The organism is Streptomyces sp. NPDC043952, assembly GCF_056435325.1.
Genome location: NZ_JBWKES010000002.1, coordinates 311,705 through 326,949, shown reverse-complemented (window position 1 = coordinate 326,949; position 15,245 = coordinate 311,705). Strand labels below are relative to the sequence as shown.

Sequence of the window (15,245 nt, the reverse complement as noted above, 5' to 3'; positions counted from 1 at the left end):
TCCTCACCACGCCGAGACCGGTCCCACCCTCCCGGTGTACGACACGGACGACCCCGCCGGACAGGGCGAATCGGGCACCAAGCGGGCAGAGCCGCTGCCCGAACGGCCGCCGGTGTCAACTCGGCCTCCACCACCGCCGAATGATGCACGACCGTGGACGGTGGGGTCCCTCCGCTGCTCCTCGGCTAGTCCTCCGCGCCGACCACCCGGAAGCGTTCGGCCACGATCAGGGCGTCGTCGTCCACGGCGGGCGTGTAGCCGAGCAGTCCGGTCATCTGCTCGCCGGCGAAGAAGTCCCGGTGGGCGGCGGCCCACTCCCGTGCGTCGGCGTAGCCGCGGCCCTCGTCCAGCGCGTACCGGTCGTCCACCTCGCGGAAGGGGATCACCCGGACCTCGGTCAGTTCGATCACGACGGCCGGGCGGTCGTCCGAGTCGAGCACCGCGTACCGCCGGCCCACCTCGGGCAGGGGCTCGCCGGCCTTCTCCAGGATCTCGGCCAGCGCCGTCATGGCCGTCTTGCGGCCGCTGATGATGGCCTCGACCCCGCTGTCGCGCTCCGGGCCGGGGAAGGCGAGGGCGAGCGTGGGGATGTCGTCAGCAGTCATGCGGCCGAGCGTAACCGACGGCACGGATGAACTCACCAGGAAAAAAGGAGAGTTGGCGGGCACGCGCAACGCCGGTCCGTCCGGCCCGCGGCGGGGGCCGGACGGACCGGCGTGCGGCGCTCACCCGGTCCGGATCAAACCCGGACTACTTGGTGAAAGCGCCGGTCCCGTTCGGGGTGCCGAGGCCCGTCGGGCCGTCGTAGCCCTTGCCCGCCTGGCACAGGTAGGCCACGTCGCAGGACCCGTTCGCACCGCTGGTCACATCGTTCAGCTGGTCCGGGTGGGAGTAGGGGTACGACGCCGGGGTGTCACCCGAGCCCGGAGCGCCCGCGAGGGCGTAGACGCCGGCGATGAACGGCGCGGCGGCGCTGGTGCCGCCGTACACGTTCCAGCCGCTGGCCTGGTAGGTGTCGTAGACGGCGAGACCGGTGGCCGGGTCGGCCACGGACGCGACGTCGGCCACCGCGCGGTTGGCGCAGTCGGTGTCCTTCTGCCAGGACGGCTTGGCCTCGTACTGCGAGCAGCCCGAGCCCGCGCCGTCGCCGCCGGACGAGCTGCCCCAGACGGTCTCGGAGTAGCCGCGAGTGCTGCTGTCCTTCTTCAGCGAGGTGCCGCCGACCGCCGTCACGTACGGCGAGGCCGCCGGGTACTCGACGCCGTAGCCGCTGTCACCGGAGCTGACGGTGATGGCGACGCCGGGGTGCTTGAAGTACTGGTCGTCCGCGGAGGTGTCGTCGGACCCCTCGCTGCCGCCGTAGCTGTTGGACACGAACTTGGCGCCCTGCTTGACGGCCTGGTTCACGGCCGCGCCCAGGTCGTCCATGTTGGCCGACTTGGCCTCGACCAGCAGGATCTTGCACTGCGGGCAGGCCGCGCTGACCATGTCGACGTCGAGGGAGATCTCCCCGGCCCAACCCGCGTCCGGCGCGGGGTAGTTGCTGCCGCCGTCCTGGTCGATCTTCTTGAAGCAGCCGTTGGCCGTGGAGCACTCGGGCAGGTTGTACTGGGAGCGGTAGGCCGCCAGGTCCTTCTCGGCGTTCGGGTCGTCGTTGGCGTCGACGATCGCGACCGTCTGGCCCTTGCCGCCGTCCTTCGGGAGGTTGTACGCGGCCGCCAGGTCGGACGGCCCGAAGCCCTGCGGGGTGTCGTGCGGGCCGAGGGACTTGTGCTGGACGATGTCGGTGCGCTCGACCGACTGGCAGGCCATGTAACCGGGCTTGCTCGGCTGCGAACACAGCCGGTGGGTGTGCACCGGCGTGGCCGCGGAGGTGGTCGCCGCGTGGGCGGCGGGGGTGGTGGCGAAGGCCGAGGTCTGTGTCGCGACGGCCACGCCGCCGGTGATCAGAGCCGCCGCGCCCAGCAGTGCGGGAGCGCTGCGGCGTATCCGGTTCCTTCTGCGGTGGGAATGCAAAAAACTGCCCTCCGTGGGGGGATGGTCGACTCCGGTACGACGGCCTGCGGGTGTGTCATAGACATGACAACCCATCGTTGGGGGTGGCCGGTCGGAGTCTGCTTCCGGGCATGTGGATGGATGTGCCACCCCGGTCAGTGGTGGCTGGGGTTGAGGTTATTGACTGTTTGCCGTTGAAAACAAGGGGAGTTGGCAAAACCTTGGCCCGAGCTTCCGGGTTGGCCGATATCTTCTGCGGTCATGGAGCTGGACGACACCACCGTCAACCGCCTGATGTCCCTCGGGCTCGCCCGCTACGAGGCGCGGATCTATCTGTCGCTGCTCAGGCGCGGCTCCTATACGGCCGCCGAGGTGGCCCGCGAGGCGGACGTTCCGCGCCAGCGCGTGTACGACGTCCTGGACGCCCTGGTGCGGCGGCAGTTGGCCACCGCACGCCCCGGACGTGTGACGACGTACTCCGCGGAGCCCCCCGAAACGGCCCTCGCCCGGCTGATGTCCGCCCAGCGGGAGACCGTCGAGCGGCTGGAACGCGCCTCCCGTGAACTCGCCGGTCTGCTCGGCCCGCTGTGGGCCCAGGGCCGGCGGCACACGGACCCGCTGGACTGCATCGAGATCCTGCGCGACCCGAGGGCCATCGGTGAACGTTTCGCCGACATTCAGTCCCAGGCCCGTCACGAACTCCTCACCTTTTGCAAACCTCCCTTCGTCGCACCGGCGGAGAACGCGGCGGGCATCACCGCCGTGCGCCGCCTGCGCCGGGGCGGCGGCACGGTCCGCGCGATCTACCTCTCCGAGGCCCTGGCCGATCCCGAGACGGTGGCGCACGTCCGGCGCTTCGCCGCCGCCGGGGAAGAGGCCCGCTTCGCCCCCGGCCTGCCCCTCAAGCTCGTCGTCGCCGACGCCTCCCTCGTCCTGTGCGACATGCCGGACCCGGTGGCGGGGGCGGGGACCACGACGACCCTGTTCATCGAACACCCGGCCCTGGCGGCGTGCCTGCGGCTGGCGTTCCACACGGTGTGGGAGTCGGCGCGGCCGGCGCCGGGGACGTGAACTCCCGCGTCGATAGGTCGAGTTGGCGGCGGTGTGTGAAGAAGCGGTGCGGTACGTGAAAGCGGTGGCGGGGTTCCCCTGCCGGGGTGATCCCGCCACCGCGCGTCCTTCCGGGCGTCCGGTCAGGGACGAAGGATCAGCCGGATCGGGTCGCCGGTCTTCTTCTCCAGCCGCTCCACCGCCTCCGCGGCCCGCGCCAGCGGCAGTTCGCCGCTGATGGAGCCGGAGAAGTCCAGCCGGCCGTTCCGGATCAGGGAGAGCAGCTGCGGCAGCGCGACCGGCATGTCGGAGCCGTAGTGGCCGAGGATCTGCTGCTGGAGGTAGCTGAAGCGGGTGCCGTCGGCCACGGTCAGCGGCTGGTCGGTCAGGCCCACCAGGACCAGCCGGCCCCTGGGCGCGAGCACCGACAGCGCCTGTGCCCGGACGGCCGGGACGCCGGCGAAGTCGAAGGCGGCGGCGAGCCCGGTACCGCCGGTCGCCTCGCGGATCCGCTCGCGCAGCGCCGGGTCGGCGGAGTCCAGCGCCAGGTCCGCGCCCCGGTCGAGGGCGCGCTCGCGGGCGGTGGGGTTGGGGTCGACCGCGATGACGGGGCAGGCGCCGATCGCCCGCAGCAACTGGACGGCGTGCACGCCGAGTCCGCCCACGCCCCAGACGCCGACCGCCTCGGCGGGCCGCACGGCGCCCGTGACCGTGATCGCGCCCCACGGTGTGGAGACCGCGTCCGGGATGATCGCGCCCTGGTCGAAGGGGATGGCCGCGGGCAGCTCGGTCAGCGCGTGCTCGGCGGAGAGCGCGTACTCGGCCCAGCCGCCGTCGTAGTCCACGCCGCGGGTGTACGTCACGCCGTCGCGGATCTCGCCGGCGTACAGCACCACCCGCTGACCCGGCGTCCAGCGGGTGACGCCGGGGCCGGTCTCCGCGATGGTGCCGGACACCTCGTGGCCCAGGGTGACCGTGTCGCCGCGCAGCAGCAGCGGGGTGAGGGTGCCGTCGATCAGATGGACGTCCGACAGGCAGACGCCCGCGGCCTCCACCTTCACCAGGACCTGGCCGGGACCGGGTTCCGGCCGCGCCACCTCCTCGATCCGCAGGGTGCGGCTCGGGATGTGCAGCCGGGCGGCGAGCATCTGCTCCATGACATGGCCTCCTTGGCACGGCGGCGACCCCGTGGGCCGCGAGCCCCTTAACGCAAGTCGCCTTGCGATGAACCTACGCCCGCCCGAGGGGTAAAGCAAGTGGCCTTGCGTTAAGGTGGGGCATGCCCTCGTCCGACCGGAACGCACCGCCCCTGCGCCGCCGCGGGGCCCGGATGCGCTCCGCCGTGCTCGCCGCCACCGTGGACGTCCTGACCGCGCACGGGCTCGCCGGTACCACCGTCGGTGCCGTCGCCCGCGCCGCCGGCGTCCATGAGACCTCCGTCTACCGGCGCTGGGGGACCCGCGAGAACCTGATCCTGGAAGCGCTGACCGAACAGCTCGACGCGACGATGCCGGTGCCGGACACCGGACGCGTGCGCGACGATCTCACCGCCTACTTCGGCGCGCTGGCCCGGCTGCTCGCGACGGCGCAGGGCGAGGCGCTGCTCCGGCTGAGCGTCGAACGCGACGACACCCTGCCGGACCGCCGGCTGCCCTACTGGACCGAGCGCCTCGAACGCGGCGCCGTCATGGTCCGCCGGGGCGTCGAACGCGGCGAACTCGCGCCGGACACGGACCCCGCTCTCGTCGTCGAGGCCATCGGCGGCGCCCTGTTCACCCGCGCCCTCGTCAGCGGCGCCCCGCTCGACGAGGAGTTCGCCGCGCGCCTCGTCGCCCTGACCCTCACGGGCGCCCTCCCGCGTCCCCTGTCGGGCCCTTGACCCTCACCGGCGTCCTTCCGCGCATCCCGCCCGGCCCTGACCCTCTCCGGTGCCCTCCGTGCCCTGCCCGGCGTCTAGCCCCCTCTCCGGCGTCCTCCCCGCGCATCCCGCCCGGTCCCTGACCCTCACCGGCGCCCTTCCGCGCACCCCGCCCCGCCTCTGACCCGCCCCCATTCCCGCGGGATCCGAGGGTGCGAAGAACGCGAGGAACCTCTGCCGCATCCCTTGACGGCGCGCATCCGCGCCGGTTAACTCACGTCCTAAATTAAGACGTGAGGGTCTTCGGAGGGGGCCGGCCGGGCAGGCCGGTACCGGGGCGCGATCCCGAAGGTTCTCGACGCCGGGAAGGGACACCTGGAGACATGCGCAGCATCCGAGCCGCGGCCGTCGGTGCCGTCACCCTCTCTCTCGCCCTCACGGCGACAGCCTGCGGAGGCGGTTCGTCCACGGGAGGCGGGTCCAACGACGCGCCGAAGACGCTGACTTACTGGGCCTCCAACCAGGGCGCCAGCGTCGCCGTCGACAAGCAGGTCCTCCAGCCCGAACTCGACAAGTTCCAGAAGCAGACGGGCATCAAGGTGAAGCTGGAGGTCGTGCCCTGGCCCGACCTGCTCAACCGGATCCTGACCGCGACCACCTCGGGCCAGGGCCCGGACGTGCTGAACATCGGCAACTCCTGGAGCGCCTCCCTCCAGGCGAGCGGCGCGCTGCTGCCCTGGGACGCCGCGAACTTCGACAAGATCGGCGGCAAGAGCCGCTTCGTGCCGTCCGCGCTCGCCTCGACCGGCGTCAAGGGCAAGGACCCGGCCGCTGTACCGCTGTACGCGCTGGCGTACGCGCTCTACTACAACAAGAAGATCTTCGCCGACGCCGGTATCTCCCAACCGCCCGCCACCTGGGACGAGTTGATCGCCGACGGCAAGAAGATCAAGGCGAAGGGCATCTCCCCACTGGGCGCCGAGGGCTCCAACGTGTCGGAGAACATCCACCACGTCTTCGTCTTCGCCAAGCAGCGCGGCGCCGACTTCTTCACCGCCGACGGCAAGCCGGACTTCACCGCCCCCAAGGTGGTCGACGCGGTCCAGAGCTATGTCGATCTGATGGCCAAGGACCAGATCATCCCCGCCGGGGACGCCGAATACGCGCAGAACCAGTCCGTCAGCGACTTCGCCAAGGGCCGGCAGGCCATGCTGCTGTGGCAGTCGGCCTCCGCCAACCTCGCCTCCCAGGGCATGAAGGACAGCCAGTACGGCGTCGCGCCCGTGCCGGTGCGCTCCGGCACCCCCGGCCCCGGCACCCGGGTCGACTCGATGGCCGCCGGCATCAACATCGCGGTCTTCCGCAACACCCACAACCTCGACGGGGCGACGCGGTTCGTGAAGTTCATGACCTCCGACGCCGAGCAGAAGATCCTCAACAAGGCCTACAGCTCCATCCCGCCGGTCACCAGCGCGCAGGACGACCCCGCGTTCAACACCCCCGCCAACACGGTGCTGAAGAACACCCTCGCCACCAGCGCCGCCCCCCTGCCGCAGGTGCCCGACGAATCGCAGTTCGAGACGACGGTCGGCACCGCCGTCAAGGACCTGTTCGCCGACGCCGCCGCCGGGCGCGCCGTGACCACCGCATCGGTCAGGGCCGCGCTCCAGAAGGCCCAGCAGCAGATGCCGGCGGCGTAACGGCCATGACCACCCACACCCTTGAGGAGTCGGTGGCGAAGTCGCCTCCCGGTACGGCGGCGGCCCCGGCCCGCCGCCGTACCGAAAGGCTCCGCCGCGCCGGGCTGCCGTACCTGCTGCTCCTGCCCGCCCTCGTCCTCGAACTCCTCGTCCATCTGGTGCCGATGGCCATCGGCATCGTGATGAGCTTCAAGGAACTCACCCAGTTCTACATCCGCGACTGGGGCACCGCCCCCTGGTCCGGCCTCGGCAACTACCGCCTGTCCGTGGACTTCCGCGCCCCCGTCGGCGAGGCCCTGCTGCACTCCTTCCTCGTCACCGTCGGCTTCACCCTGCTGTCCGTCGCCCTGTGCTGGCTGATCGGCACCGCCGCGGCCCTCTTCCTCCAGGACGCCTTCCGCGGCCGGGGCCTGCTGCGAGCCCTGTTCCTGGTGCCGTACGCGCTGCCCGTCTACGCGGCCGTCATCACCTGGGTGTTCATGTTCCAGCACGACAACGGCCTGGTGAACCACGTCCTGCACGACCAGCTGCACATCGGCGCCAGGCCCGCCTTCTGGCTCATCGGCGACAACAGCTTCTGCGCCCTGCTGACCGTGTCGGTGTGGAAGGGCTGGCCGTTCGCCTTCCTCGTGGTGACGGCCGGACTCCAGAACATTCCGGGGGAGTTGTACGAGGCGGCCGCGCTGGACGGCGCCGGGACGTGGCAGCGGATCCGCCGCATCACCCTGCCCTGCCTGCGCCCGGTCAACCAGGTACTGGTCCTGGTGCTGTTCCTGTGGACGTTCAACGACTTCAACACGCCCTACGTGCTGTTCGGCAAGTCCGCCCCCGCCGCCGCCGACCTCGTCTCCGTGCACATCTACCAAGCCTCGTTCGCCACCTGGAACTTCGGCACCGGCTCCGCCATGTCCGTCCTGCTGCTCATCTTCCTGCTCGTGGTGACGGGCGCCTATCTGCTGGCGACCTCGCGGGGCCGGAGGACCACCGATGCGTAACTCGCCGCTGGCACCGCCGCGTTCGTTCCTGTGGACCCGGCGCGTCTTCCTCACCCTGCTCACCGGCTTCGTCCTGCTCCCGGTGTACGTCATGGTCTCCAGCTCGCTGAAACCGCTCGCGGACGTCTCCGGGAAGTTCCGCTGGCTGCCGAGCGGGCTGACGATCCGCCCGTACATCGACATGTGGTCCACGGTGCCGCTCGCCCGCTACTTCGTGAACTCCCTGATCGTGGCGGGCTCCGCGACCGTACTGTCCGTCGTCGTCGCGGTGTTCGCCGCCTACGCGGTCAGCCGCTACGACTTCCGGGGCAAGCGTGTCTTCACCGTCACCGTGCTGTCCACGCAGATGTTCCCCGGCATCCTCTTCCTGCTCCCGCTGTTCCTCCTCTACGTCAACATCGGCAACGCCACCGGCATCGCCCTGTTCGGCTCCCGCGGCGGCCTGATCCTCACCTACCTCACCTTCTCCCTGCCGTTCTCCATCTGGATGCTCATCGGGTACCTCGACTCGGTGCCGCGCGACCTGGACGAGGCGGCACTGGTCGACGGCTGCGGTCCGCTCGGCGCGCTGTTCCGGATCGTCGTACCGGCGGCGATCCCCGGCATCGTGGCCGTCGCCGTGTACGCGTTCATGACCGCGTGGGGCGAGGTGCTGTTCGCGTCGGTGATGACGAACGACACCACCCGCACCCTCGCCGTCGGCCTCCAGGGCTACTCCACCCTCAACGACGTCTACTGGAACCAGATCATGGCCGCCTCGCTGGTCGTCAGCGTGCCCGTGGTGGCCGGCTTCCTGCTGCTCCAGCGCTACCTCGTGGCCGGGCTGACGGCGGGGGCCGTCAAGTGACCGGCAACACCCCGTATTCCGAAGGGACTTCCGTGTCCGAACGCATCGACCTCGCCGCACTCCCGGACAACTTCCTGTGGGGCACGGCCACCTCGGCGTACCAGATCGAGGGAGCCGTCGCCGAGGACGGCCGGACACCCTCCATCTGGGACACCTTCTCCCACACGCCGGGGAAGATCGCGGGCGGCGACAACGGCGATGTCGCCTGCGACCACTACCACCGCCGGGGCGAGGACATCGCCCTGATGCGCCGCCTCGGCCTCAACGCCTACCGCCTCTCCGTCGCCTGGCCCCGCGTCGTCCCCGGCGGCACCGGCGAGGTGAACCCCAGGGGCCTCGCCTTCTACGACGCGCTGGTGGACGACCTGCTCGCGGCGGGCATCACCCCCTGCGTCACCCTCTACCACTGGGACCTGCCGCAGACGCTCCAGGACCGCGGCGGCTGGCCGGAGCGGGACACCGCCCACGCGTTCGCCGCGTACGCCGAGGCCGTGGCCCGGCGCCTCGGCGACCGCGTCAAGCTCTGGACGACCCTCAACGAGCCGTCCTGCTCGGCCTGGATCGGCCACTACGAGGGCACGATGGCCCCCGGATGGACCGACCTGACCGCCGCGGTCCGCGCCTCCTGCCATCTGCTCCTCGGCCACGGTCTCGCCACCGAGGCCGTGCGCGCCGCCGTCCCGGACGCCCGGATCGGCATCGTCAACAACCTCTCCACCGTGCACCCGGCCACCGACCGCCCCGAGGACATCGCGGCCGCCCGCCGGCACGACGGCCATGTCAACCGCTGGTGGCTCGACCCCGTGCACGGCCGCGGCTTCCCGGCCGACATGGTGGATACCTACGGCATCGAACTGCCGCTGCGGGGTGGGGACTTGGCGACGATCGCGGCGCCGCTGGACTGGCTCGGCCTGAACTACTACTTCCCGGCACACGTCACCGACGACCCCGAGGGCCCCGCGCCGTACGCCCGCGCTGTCCGCCGCGAGGGCGTGCCGCGCACCGCCATGGACTGGGAGATCGACCCCGGCGGCATCGAGACCCTGCTGCTCCGGCTCACCGAGGAGTACGGCGCCCGCACCCTGTACGTGACCGAGAACGGCTCCGCCTTCCCCGACACGGTCCGCCCCGACGGCACCGTCCACGACCCCGAACGCCAGGACTACCTCGAAACCCACCTCGCCGCCTGCGCCTCCGCCGCCCGCCGGGGCGCCCCGCTGGCCGGCTACTTCGCCTGGTCCCTGCTGGACAACTTCGAATGGGCCTACGGCTACGACAAGCGCTTCGGCCTGGTCCACGTCGACTACCGCACCCAGACCCGGACCATCAAGGGCAGCGGCCACCGGTACGCGGAGATCGCGCGCGCGCACCGGGAACGGGGCCGCAGCGCCGCCTGAACCACGACCGCCGGGCGCCCGGCCGCTGATCGTCGCCCGGCGGCATCGGCCGACGCGCCCGGCCGTGGCCGCGCCCGGCACGCGCCCGGCCGTAGCCGCGCCGGGCGCACGCCCCGCCGACCGGCCGCCTCGTCGTACCCGCGCCGGTCGCCCCGCCTCCCCCACCGACCGACCGCCCCCCTGTACCCGCCCTCCCCACCCGTCTCGGCCGAATGCCACGGGCACTGCGCGCGCCGCTGCCCGCCGTGGGAGGATCGGGCGCTGTGAGTGCATCCCCGGTAGTGAGAGGCCTGCGGGCCGCGGTGTTCGCCGCGGTGTGCGTGCTGCTCGCCGCCGTCGGCCACGGGCTTGCCATGGGGGAGATGCCGTCGCTCCGCTGCGACGCGGCCGGTTTCCTCGCGGTCCTCGCGCTCGGCTGGGCGCTGGGCGGGCGGGAGCGGTCGGGGCCGGGGATCGGCGCGGCGATGCTGCTCACCCAGGCGGGGCTGCACCTGGGCTTCGACGCGGCCCGAACCGGCACCCCCGCGGCCCGCACCGGCTCCCGCATGGCCGACATGCCGGGCATGAACGGTGCGGCCGGTATGTCCGGGACGGCCACGCACACCATGGCCCACGCCACGGCCGCCCACCTCCTCGCCGCCCTCGCCGCCTCCTGGTGGCTGCGGCGGGGCGAGGCCGCGCTGTGGACGCTGCTGCGGCGCACCGCCGCGCTGGTCCCCGCCCTCCTCGTCCGCTGGCGGCCCGCCCCGCTGCCCGCCTGTGCCGAACCGGTCCCGCGTGACCGGTCCGCCGGTGCCCCGCCTCGCCGAACCCCGCTGCGGCACGCGGTCACCCGGCGCGGACCGCCCGCCCCGATCCCGTACCCGCTCTGACCCCTGACCCTGTCACTCGTCACCGTACGGAGATCGACTCACCATGTCCGCATCACGCATCGCCCTGCGCCGCGCCGGCGCCGTCACCGCCCTCACGGCCGCCTCGGTCCTGCTCGCCGCCGGTGCCGCGTCCGCGCACGTCACCGTCCACCCGGAGAGCTACGCCAAGGGCGCCACCGACGGCGTGCTGACCTTCCGCGTGCCCAACGAGGAGGACCACGCCTACACCAGCAAGGTCCAGGTATTCCTGCCCACCGACCACCCCGTCCTCGGCGTCCTGGTCCACCCGGAGGACGGCTGGACCGCCAAGGTGACCACCACCAAGCTGAAGACGCCGGTCAAGACCGACGACGGCACCATCACCGAGGCAGCCTCCGAGATCACCTTCACCGGGGGCAGGATCGAACCGGGGCAGTACGAGGACTTCAACGTCGCCTTCGGTGAACTGCCCGAGGACACCAACCAGTTGGCGTTCAAGACGCTCCAGACCTACTCGGACGGCAAGGTCGTCCGGTGGATCGAGCAGCCGGCCTCCGGCGACGACGAGCCGGAGAACCCGGCCCCGGCGCTGAAGCTCACCGCGGACGACGCCTCGCCCGCCGCCGCCCCGGCCAAGCCGGCCGGTACGACCACCGCGAAGGCGAGCGACTCCACCGCCCGCGACCTCGGTGTCGCCGGCCTGGTGGTCGGCGTCCTGGGCCTGGCCACCGCCGCGTTCGCGCTGGTCCGGAGCAGGTCGGCGGCGCGGTCGTAACAGCCGCCGCTACCGCTCGGCGGCGGCGGACACCCCTGGCGCGCCCGGCGCCCGCTGCTCCGTCGCCGCCGGCGATCTCCAGGGCCTCGAAGTCGAGCGTGAGATCGCCGACCGCGGGATGCCGGAACCGTTTGCTGCCGCGCCGGTGGGCCCGTACGTCGTGCGCGGCCCACCGGGTGCGGAACTCCGTGCTGCGGGTGGCCAGTTCGCCGACGAGGCCGGTGACCGCCCTGGAGTAGGGCGAGCGCGCGGCCGCCACCTGGAGGAGGGCGACGGCGGCATCGGCCGCGCCCTCCCGCTCGGGGAACGTCTCCCCGGCCCGCTCGTCCAGGAAGAGAAACCGGGCCAGGTTGGGCGGCGCGTCGCCGGCCCGTTCGAAGACCGGGGCGCACAGGGCGCGGCCCAGGGCGTTGCCGCCGAGGATGTCCAGCTGCCCGTTCTGGACCACCGCTTCTGGACCACCGCGGGCGCCTCGACCAGCGCGTCCATCAGGGCTTGCACGCCGGGCGGGACGGGGACGGGCGCCTGCCGGGCGGCCACCCGGCGCCGCCCCCGGCCCTGGCCGGCCTTCGCCGTGGCGGCGGCACGCGCCAGGTCGAACAAGTGTGCGGTCTCGGTCTCGTCCAGCCGGGGCGCGCGGGCGATCGCGTGCAGGATCACCTCGGACACCCCCGCCACGTCCCCGCGCTCGATCTGCACGTAGCACTCGGGGCTCGCACCCCCGCCGGCACCGCGACCTCCTCGCGGCGCAGCCCGGTGACCCGGCGGCGCGGCCCCGCCGGCAGCCCCACCTGGCCGGGGGTGATCCGGGCACGGCGCGTTCCCCGACCCCACACCGAGGGAGCCCACCGATGCAGGCCATCACCTTCACCAACGGCCCGGTCGCGATGTCCGGCCATCTCCATCTGCCCCCGGACCCCGACCGCGGCAGCCGGCACCCTGCGCTCGTCATCGTCCACCCCGGCGGCGGCGTCAAGGAGCAGACGGCCGGGCTGTACGCGGCCAAGCTGGCCGAACAGGGATTCGTCACGCTCCTACGACGCCTCCCACCAGGGCGAGAGCGGTGGTGAGCCGCGCTTCCTGGAGGATCCGGCGGCCCGCGTCGAGGACGTCCGCGCGGCCGTGGACCACCTCCAGACGCTCGGCTTCGTGGACCCCGACCGCATCGGCGTCCTCGGTATCTGTGCGGGCGGCGGCTACGCGGTCAGCGCCACCATGACCGACCACCGGGTGCGGGCCGTCGCCACGGTCAGTGCCGTCGACATCGGCAGCGGCTACCGCAAGGGCTGGTACGGCACCGAGCCCGACTCCGCCGCCGTCCCGGCCCTCGACGCGGCCGCCGCGCAGCGCACCGCCGAGGCCCGGGGCGCCGAGCAGGCGTACCTCCCGTACGTCCCCCGGGAGCCGGACGAGAACACCCCGCGCGATCTGGCCGAGGCGCACGACTACTACCTGACCGCCCGCGCCCGGCACCCGAACGCGCGGAACAAGAAGCTGTTCACCCGCAGCATCGCCCGCATCCTCGGCTACGACGCCTTCCACCTGGTCGAGGACCTGCTCACCCAGCCGGTCCTCATCGTCGCCGGCAGCGAGGCGGGCTCCCTGTGGCACTCCACCGAGCTGCACGGCCGGGTGCGGAGCCCCAAGAAGCTCGTCGTGGTGGAGGGCGCCACGCACATCGACTTCTACGACGTCCCGAAGTACGTCGACCGCGCGGTCGCCGAGGCCACGCCCTTCTTCACCGAGCACCTCGCCGCGCGGGAGCGGTGACGGCCGGAGCAGGTGGGGCCGGTACGACGGCCGGGCCGCCTCCGGCACCGGGCAGCGCGCGGGCCGCCGGCACACCGAGGCCCGCCACCGCCGCCAGCGCCCCGAGCGTGGCCGGGGTGCCCGCGTCGTGCAGCGCCGCCGCGAGGGCCACGCCCACGGCGGGTCCGATGTTCAGCGCGGTCTGCTGGAGGCCGCCCGCCACCCCGGCGACGGCCGGCTCGGCCCGCCGTACGATCGCGTGCCCGGCCGCGACCATCACGGTGCCGAACCCGCAGCCCAGCAGGGCGAACCCGGCGAGCAGCGCGGGCGTGGCGGCGGCCCGCGACAGCGCCAGGACGCCGAGCGCGAGCAGCGCCATCGCGGTGGCCGTCGTACGGCGCGTACCGAACCGGCGCAGCGCCAGGGGGCACAGCGTGGCGGAGCCGACCATCAGCGCGGCGAGCGGCAGGGCGCGCAGGGCGCTGTCGAACGGGTCGAGGCCCAGGCGCTGTTGGAGCACATAGGTGACGGTGAACAGGGTGCCGGACAGGGTGGCGGAGGCGGCGAGCAGGATGCCGAGCGCCGCCCCGACCACCCTGGAGCCGATCACCTCGGGGGGCAGCAGCGGGCCGGGCGCACGCCGTTCGTGCCGGACGAGGAGGGCGGCCGCGAGCAGGCCGGCGCCGATCGCCGCACCGGACACCGGCCGGGTGACCAGCGCGTGCGTAAGACAGCCGAGCGCCACCGCGAGCAGTAGCGCGCCCGGCAGGTCCAGCGGGGTACGGACCGCCGCCGGGCCTCCGTCCGGGCGCCCGTCCGGGTGCCGGTCCGGGTGCCGGTCCGGACGGAGCAGGGCGGGCAGGCCGAGGGCGAGCGCGGGTCCCACATTGACCAGGAACACCGACCGCCAGCCCAGCCCGGTCACCAGCGCGCCGCCCGCCAACGGGCCCAGGGCCGCGGCGAGTCCGGTCACGGCCGTGCGGGTGGCGAGCGGCCGCGCCAGCCGGTCCGCCGGGTACGCGCCCCGCAGCATGCCGAGCGTGGCCGGCTGGAGCAGCGCCGCGAACACCCCCTGCACCGCGCGCAGTCCGATCACCCAGCCGACTCCGGGCGCGAGCGCGATGCCCGCCGAGGCCGCGCCGAACCCCAGCATGCCGAGCCCGAACATCCGCCGGTGCCCGCAGCGGTCACCGAGGCGCCCCGTGAACACCAACAGGGCGGCCACCGCGATGAGATACGCGGTACTGGTCCACTGCACCTCGGCGAACGTGGCACCCAGGTCGTGTTGCAGCCGGGGCTGCGTGACGGTGAGGACCGTGCCGTCCAGCGCGACGATCGCCGCGCCCGCCACGCTGCTCACCAGCGTCAGCCGCCGGCTCACCGCCCGGCCCCCGCGCCGAGGTGCGCGTCCAGTACCGCGTCGAGCAGCGGTTTCAAGTCTTCGCTGTCCGTGGCGAGTTGGATGCTGCGCCAGCGCCACAGCTGGGCCAGTCCGTGCAGGTTGGCCCACAGGGCGGCCGTCACCCGGCGGGCGTCGGCGTCCGGCCGTACCTCGCCGACCAGCCGGGCGAACAGCGCGAACAGGGGCAGGCTCTGTTCCCGCAGCCCCGAGTGGCCGCTCTCCAGCAGATCGTGACGGAACATCAGCTCGTACATCCCCGGACTGTCCAGCGCGAAGTCCAGATAGGCGCGGGACAGCGCGGCCACCCGTCCACGGGCGTCGCCGGGCGCCCCGGCGAGGGTCGTCTCCACTCGCCCGGCCAGTTCGCCGAAGCCCCGCCGGGCGATGGCCGACAGCAGTTCCCGATGGGTGGGGAAGTGGCGGCGCGGCGCCCCGTGCGAGACGCCCGCGCGCCGGGCGATCTCCCGCAAGGTCAGCGCCTGTACCCCTTCGGCGGCCAGCAACTGCGCGCCCGCGTCCACGAGACGCTCGCGCAGACTTTTGTCCGACTCGGCCATAGACAGTGTCTACCAGAGCGCCGTAGACACTGTCTGCTGCCGCTGTCCGGCGCCCTCGGATGGCGGACG

General features: G+C 72.9%; 15 protein-coding genes and 1 pseudogene. 10 read left to right on the top strand and 6 right to left on the bottom strand.

Translation table 11 applies throughout. The annotated features are described in order from the left end of the window. Window positions 1-185: 185 nt before the first annotated feature. Window positions 186-605, bottom strand: a complete 420-nt coding sequence (locus tag AC069R_RS03370) for an ASCH domain-containing protein (protein WP_478764080.1) — start codon at window positions 603-605, stop codon at window positions 186-188. A gap of 145 nt (window positions 606-750) precedes the next feature. Continuing rightward, on the bottom strand, window positions 751-1,812 hold the full coding sequence (locus AC069R_RS03365; RefSeq protein ID WP_478764231.1) for a S53 family peptidase: 1,062 nt from the start codon (window positions 1,810-1,812) through the stop codon (window positions 751-753). A gap of 444 nt (window positions 1,813-2,256) precedes the next feature. Here AC069R_RS03365 and AC069R_RS03360 point away from each other — a divergent pair, with 444 nt between their 5' ends. Further along, a complete protein-coding gene (locus AC069R_RS03360; RefSeq protein ID WP_478764079.1) occupies window positions 2,257-3,066 on the top strand; it encodes a TrmB family transcriptional regulator in 810 nt (269 codons plus the stop codon). Window positions 3,067-3,188: 122 nt separating this feature from the next. Here AC069R_RS03360 and AC069R_RS03355 read toward each other — a convergent pair whose 3' ends face one another. Next, a complete protein-coding gene (locus AC069R_RS03355) occupies window positions 3,189-4,202 on the bottom strand; it encodes a zinc-binding dehydrogenase (protein WP_478764077.1) in 1,014 nt (337 codons plus the stop codon). Between the two features lie 122 nt (window positions 4,203-4,324). Here AC069R_RS03355 and AC069R_RS03350 point away from each other — a divergent pair, with 122 nt between their 5' ends. The 7 genes from AC069R_RS03350 to AC069R_RS03320 all read left to right on the top strand — a co-directional run bounded on the left by AC069R_RS03350 (window position 4,325) and on the right by AC069R_RS03320 (window position 11,468). After that, complete coding sequence (locus AC069R_RS03350) at window positions 4,325-4,924, top strand: TetR/AcrR family transcriptional regulator (protein ID WP_478764076.1); 600 nt, start codon at window positions 4,325-4,327, stop codon at window positions 4,922-4,924. 362 nt (window positions 4,925-5,286) lie between these two features. Further along, the gene (locus tag AC069R_RS03345; protein WP_478764074.1) at window positions 5,287-6,603 is read left to right on the top strand and encodes an ABC transporter substrate-binding protein; all 1,317 of its coding nucleotides are present in this window, start codon (window positions 5,287-5,289) and stop codon (window positions 6,601-6,603) included. Window positions 6,604-6,608: 5 nt separating this feature from the next. Continuing rightward, the gene (locus AC069R_RS03340) at window positions 6,609-7,598 is read left to right on the top strand and encodes a carbohydrate ABC transporter permease (protein ID WP_478764073.1); all 990 of its coding nucleotides are present in this window, start codon (window positions 6,609-6,611) and stop codon (window positions 7,596-7,598) included. 7 nt (window positions 7,599-7,605) lie between these two features. Continuing rightward, window positions 7,606-8,445, top strand: coding sequence for a carbohydrate ABC transporter permease (locus tag AC069R_RS03335; protein WP_478764229.1), 840 nt, complete (start codon window positions 7,606-7,608; stop codon window positions 8,443-8,445). 32 nt (window positions 8,446-8,477) lie between these two features. Continuing rightward, window positions 8,478-9,842, top strand: a complete 1,365-nt coding sequence (locus AC069R_RS03330) for a GH1 family beta-glucosidase (RefSeq protein WP_478764072.1) — start codon at window positions 8,478-8,480, stop codon at window positions 9,840-9,842. Window positions 9,843-10,105: 263 nt separating this feature from the next. Next, on the top strand, window positions 10,106-10,714 hold the full coding sequence (locus AC069R_RS03325; protein ID WP_478764071.1) for a hypothetical protein: 609 nt from the start codon (window positions 10,106-10,108) through the stop codon (window positions 10,712-10,714). A gap of 43 nt (window positions 10,715-10,757) precedes the next feature. Beyond that, window positions 10,758-11,468, top strand: coding sequence for a YcnI family copper-binding membrane protein (locus AC069R_RS03320; RefSeq protein ID WP_478764070.1), 711 nt, complete (start codon window positions 10,758-10,760; stop codon window positions 11,466-11,468). Window positions 11,469-11,586: 118 nt separating this feature from the next. Here the strand turns inward: AC069R_RS03320 and AC069R_RS03315 are convergent. Further along, window positions 11,587-12,330 (bottom strand): annotated as a pseudogene (locus tag AC069R_RS03315) (MmyB family transcriptional regulator); the annotation flags it as partial. On the opposite strand from AC069R_RS03315, the gene AC069R_RS03310 reads away from it, so the two are divergent. After that, window positions 12,320-12,538: a hypothetical protein gene (locus AC069R_RS03310; protein WP_478764069.1), complete on the top strand. Its 219-nt coding sequence runs from the start codon at window positions 12,320-12,322 to the stop codon at window positions 12,536-12,538. The pseudogene AC069R_RS03315 and the gene AC069R_RS03310 overlap by 11 nt on opposite strands. A 52-nt stretch (window positions 12,539-12,590) precedes the next feature. Continuing rightward, entirely contained in the window at window positions 12,591-13,238 is a 648-nt protein-coding gene (locus AC069R_RS03305; RefSeq protein WP_478764067.1) for an alpha/beta hydrolase, read from the top strand. Here the strand turns inward: AC069R_RS03305 and AC069R_RS03300 are convergent. Then, window positions 13,207-14,598: an MFS transporter gene (locus tag AC069R_RS03300; RefSeq protein ID WP_478764065.1), complete on the bottom strand. Its 1,392-nt coding sequence runs from the start codon at window positions 14,596-14,598 to the stop codon at window positions 13,207-13,209. The two genes, AC069R_RS03305 and AC069R_RS03300, sit on opposite strands and share 32 nt — an antisense overlap. Beyond that, window positions 14,595-15,176 carry a TetR/AcrR family transcriptional regulator gene (locus tag AC069R_RS03295; RefSeq protein ID WP_478764063.1) on the bottom strand — a complete coding sequence of 194 codons (582 nt, stop codon included), beginning with the start codon at window positions 15,174-15,176 and terminating at the stop codon, window positions 14,595-14,597. The genes AC069R_RS03300 and AC069R_RS03295 overlap by 4 nt, the downstream gene beginning before the upstream one ends. Window positions 15,177-15,245 lie beyond the last annotated feature (69 nt).

Excerpts from the sequence above, each read along its gene's own strand:
- AC069R_RS03370 (WP_478764080.1), bottom strand. The coding sequence starts at position 605 with ATGACTGCTGACGACATCCCCACGCTCGCCCTCGCCTTCCCCGGCCCG.
- AC069R_RS03365 (WP_478764231.1), bottom strand. The coding sequence starts at position 1,812 with ATGGCCTGCCAGTCGGTCGAGCGCACCGACATCGTCCAGCACAAGTCC.
- AC069R_RS03360 (WP_478764079.1), top strand. The coding sequence starts at position 2,257 with ATGGAGCTGGACGACACCACCGTCAACCGCCTGATGTCCCTCGGGCTC.
- AC069R_RS03355 (WP_478764077.1), bottom strand. The coding sequence starts at position 4,202 with ATGGAGCAGATGCTCGCCGCCCGGCTGCACATCCCGAGCCGCACCCTG.
- AC069R_RS03350 (WP_478764076.1), top strand. The coding sequence starts at position 4,325 with ATGCCCTCGTCCGACCGGAACGCACCGCCCCTGCGCCGCCGCGGGGCC.
- AC069R_RS03345 (WP_478764074.1), top strand. The coding sequence starts at position 5,287 with ATGCGCAGCATCCGAGCCGCGGCCGTCGGTGCCGTCACCCTCTCTCTC.
- AC069R_RS03340 (WP_478764073.1), top strand. The coding sequence starts at position 6,609 with ATGACCACCCACACCCTTGAGGAGTCGGTGGCGAAGTCGCCTCCCGGT.
- AC069R_RS03320 (WP_478764070.1), top strand. The coding sequence starts at position 10,758 with ATGTCCGCATCACGCATCGCCCTGCGCCGCGCCGGCGCCGTCACCGCC.
- AC069R_RS03310 (WP_478764069.1), top strand. The coding sequence starts at position 12,320 with ATGCAGGCCATCACCTTCACCAACGGCCCGGTCGCGATGTCCGGCCAT.
- AC069R_RS03295 (WP_478764063.1), bottom strand. The coding sequence starts at position 15,176 with ATGGCCGAGTCGGACAAAAGTCTGCGCGAGCGTCTCGTGGACGCGGGC.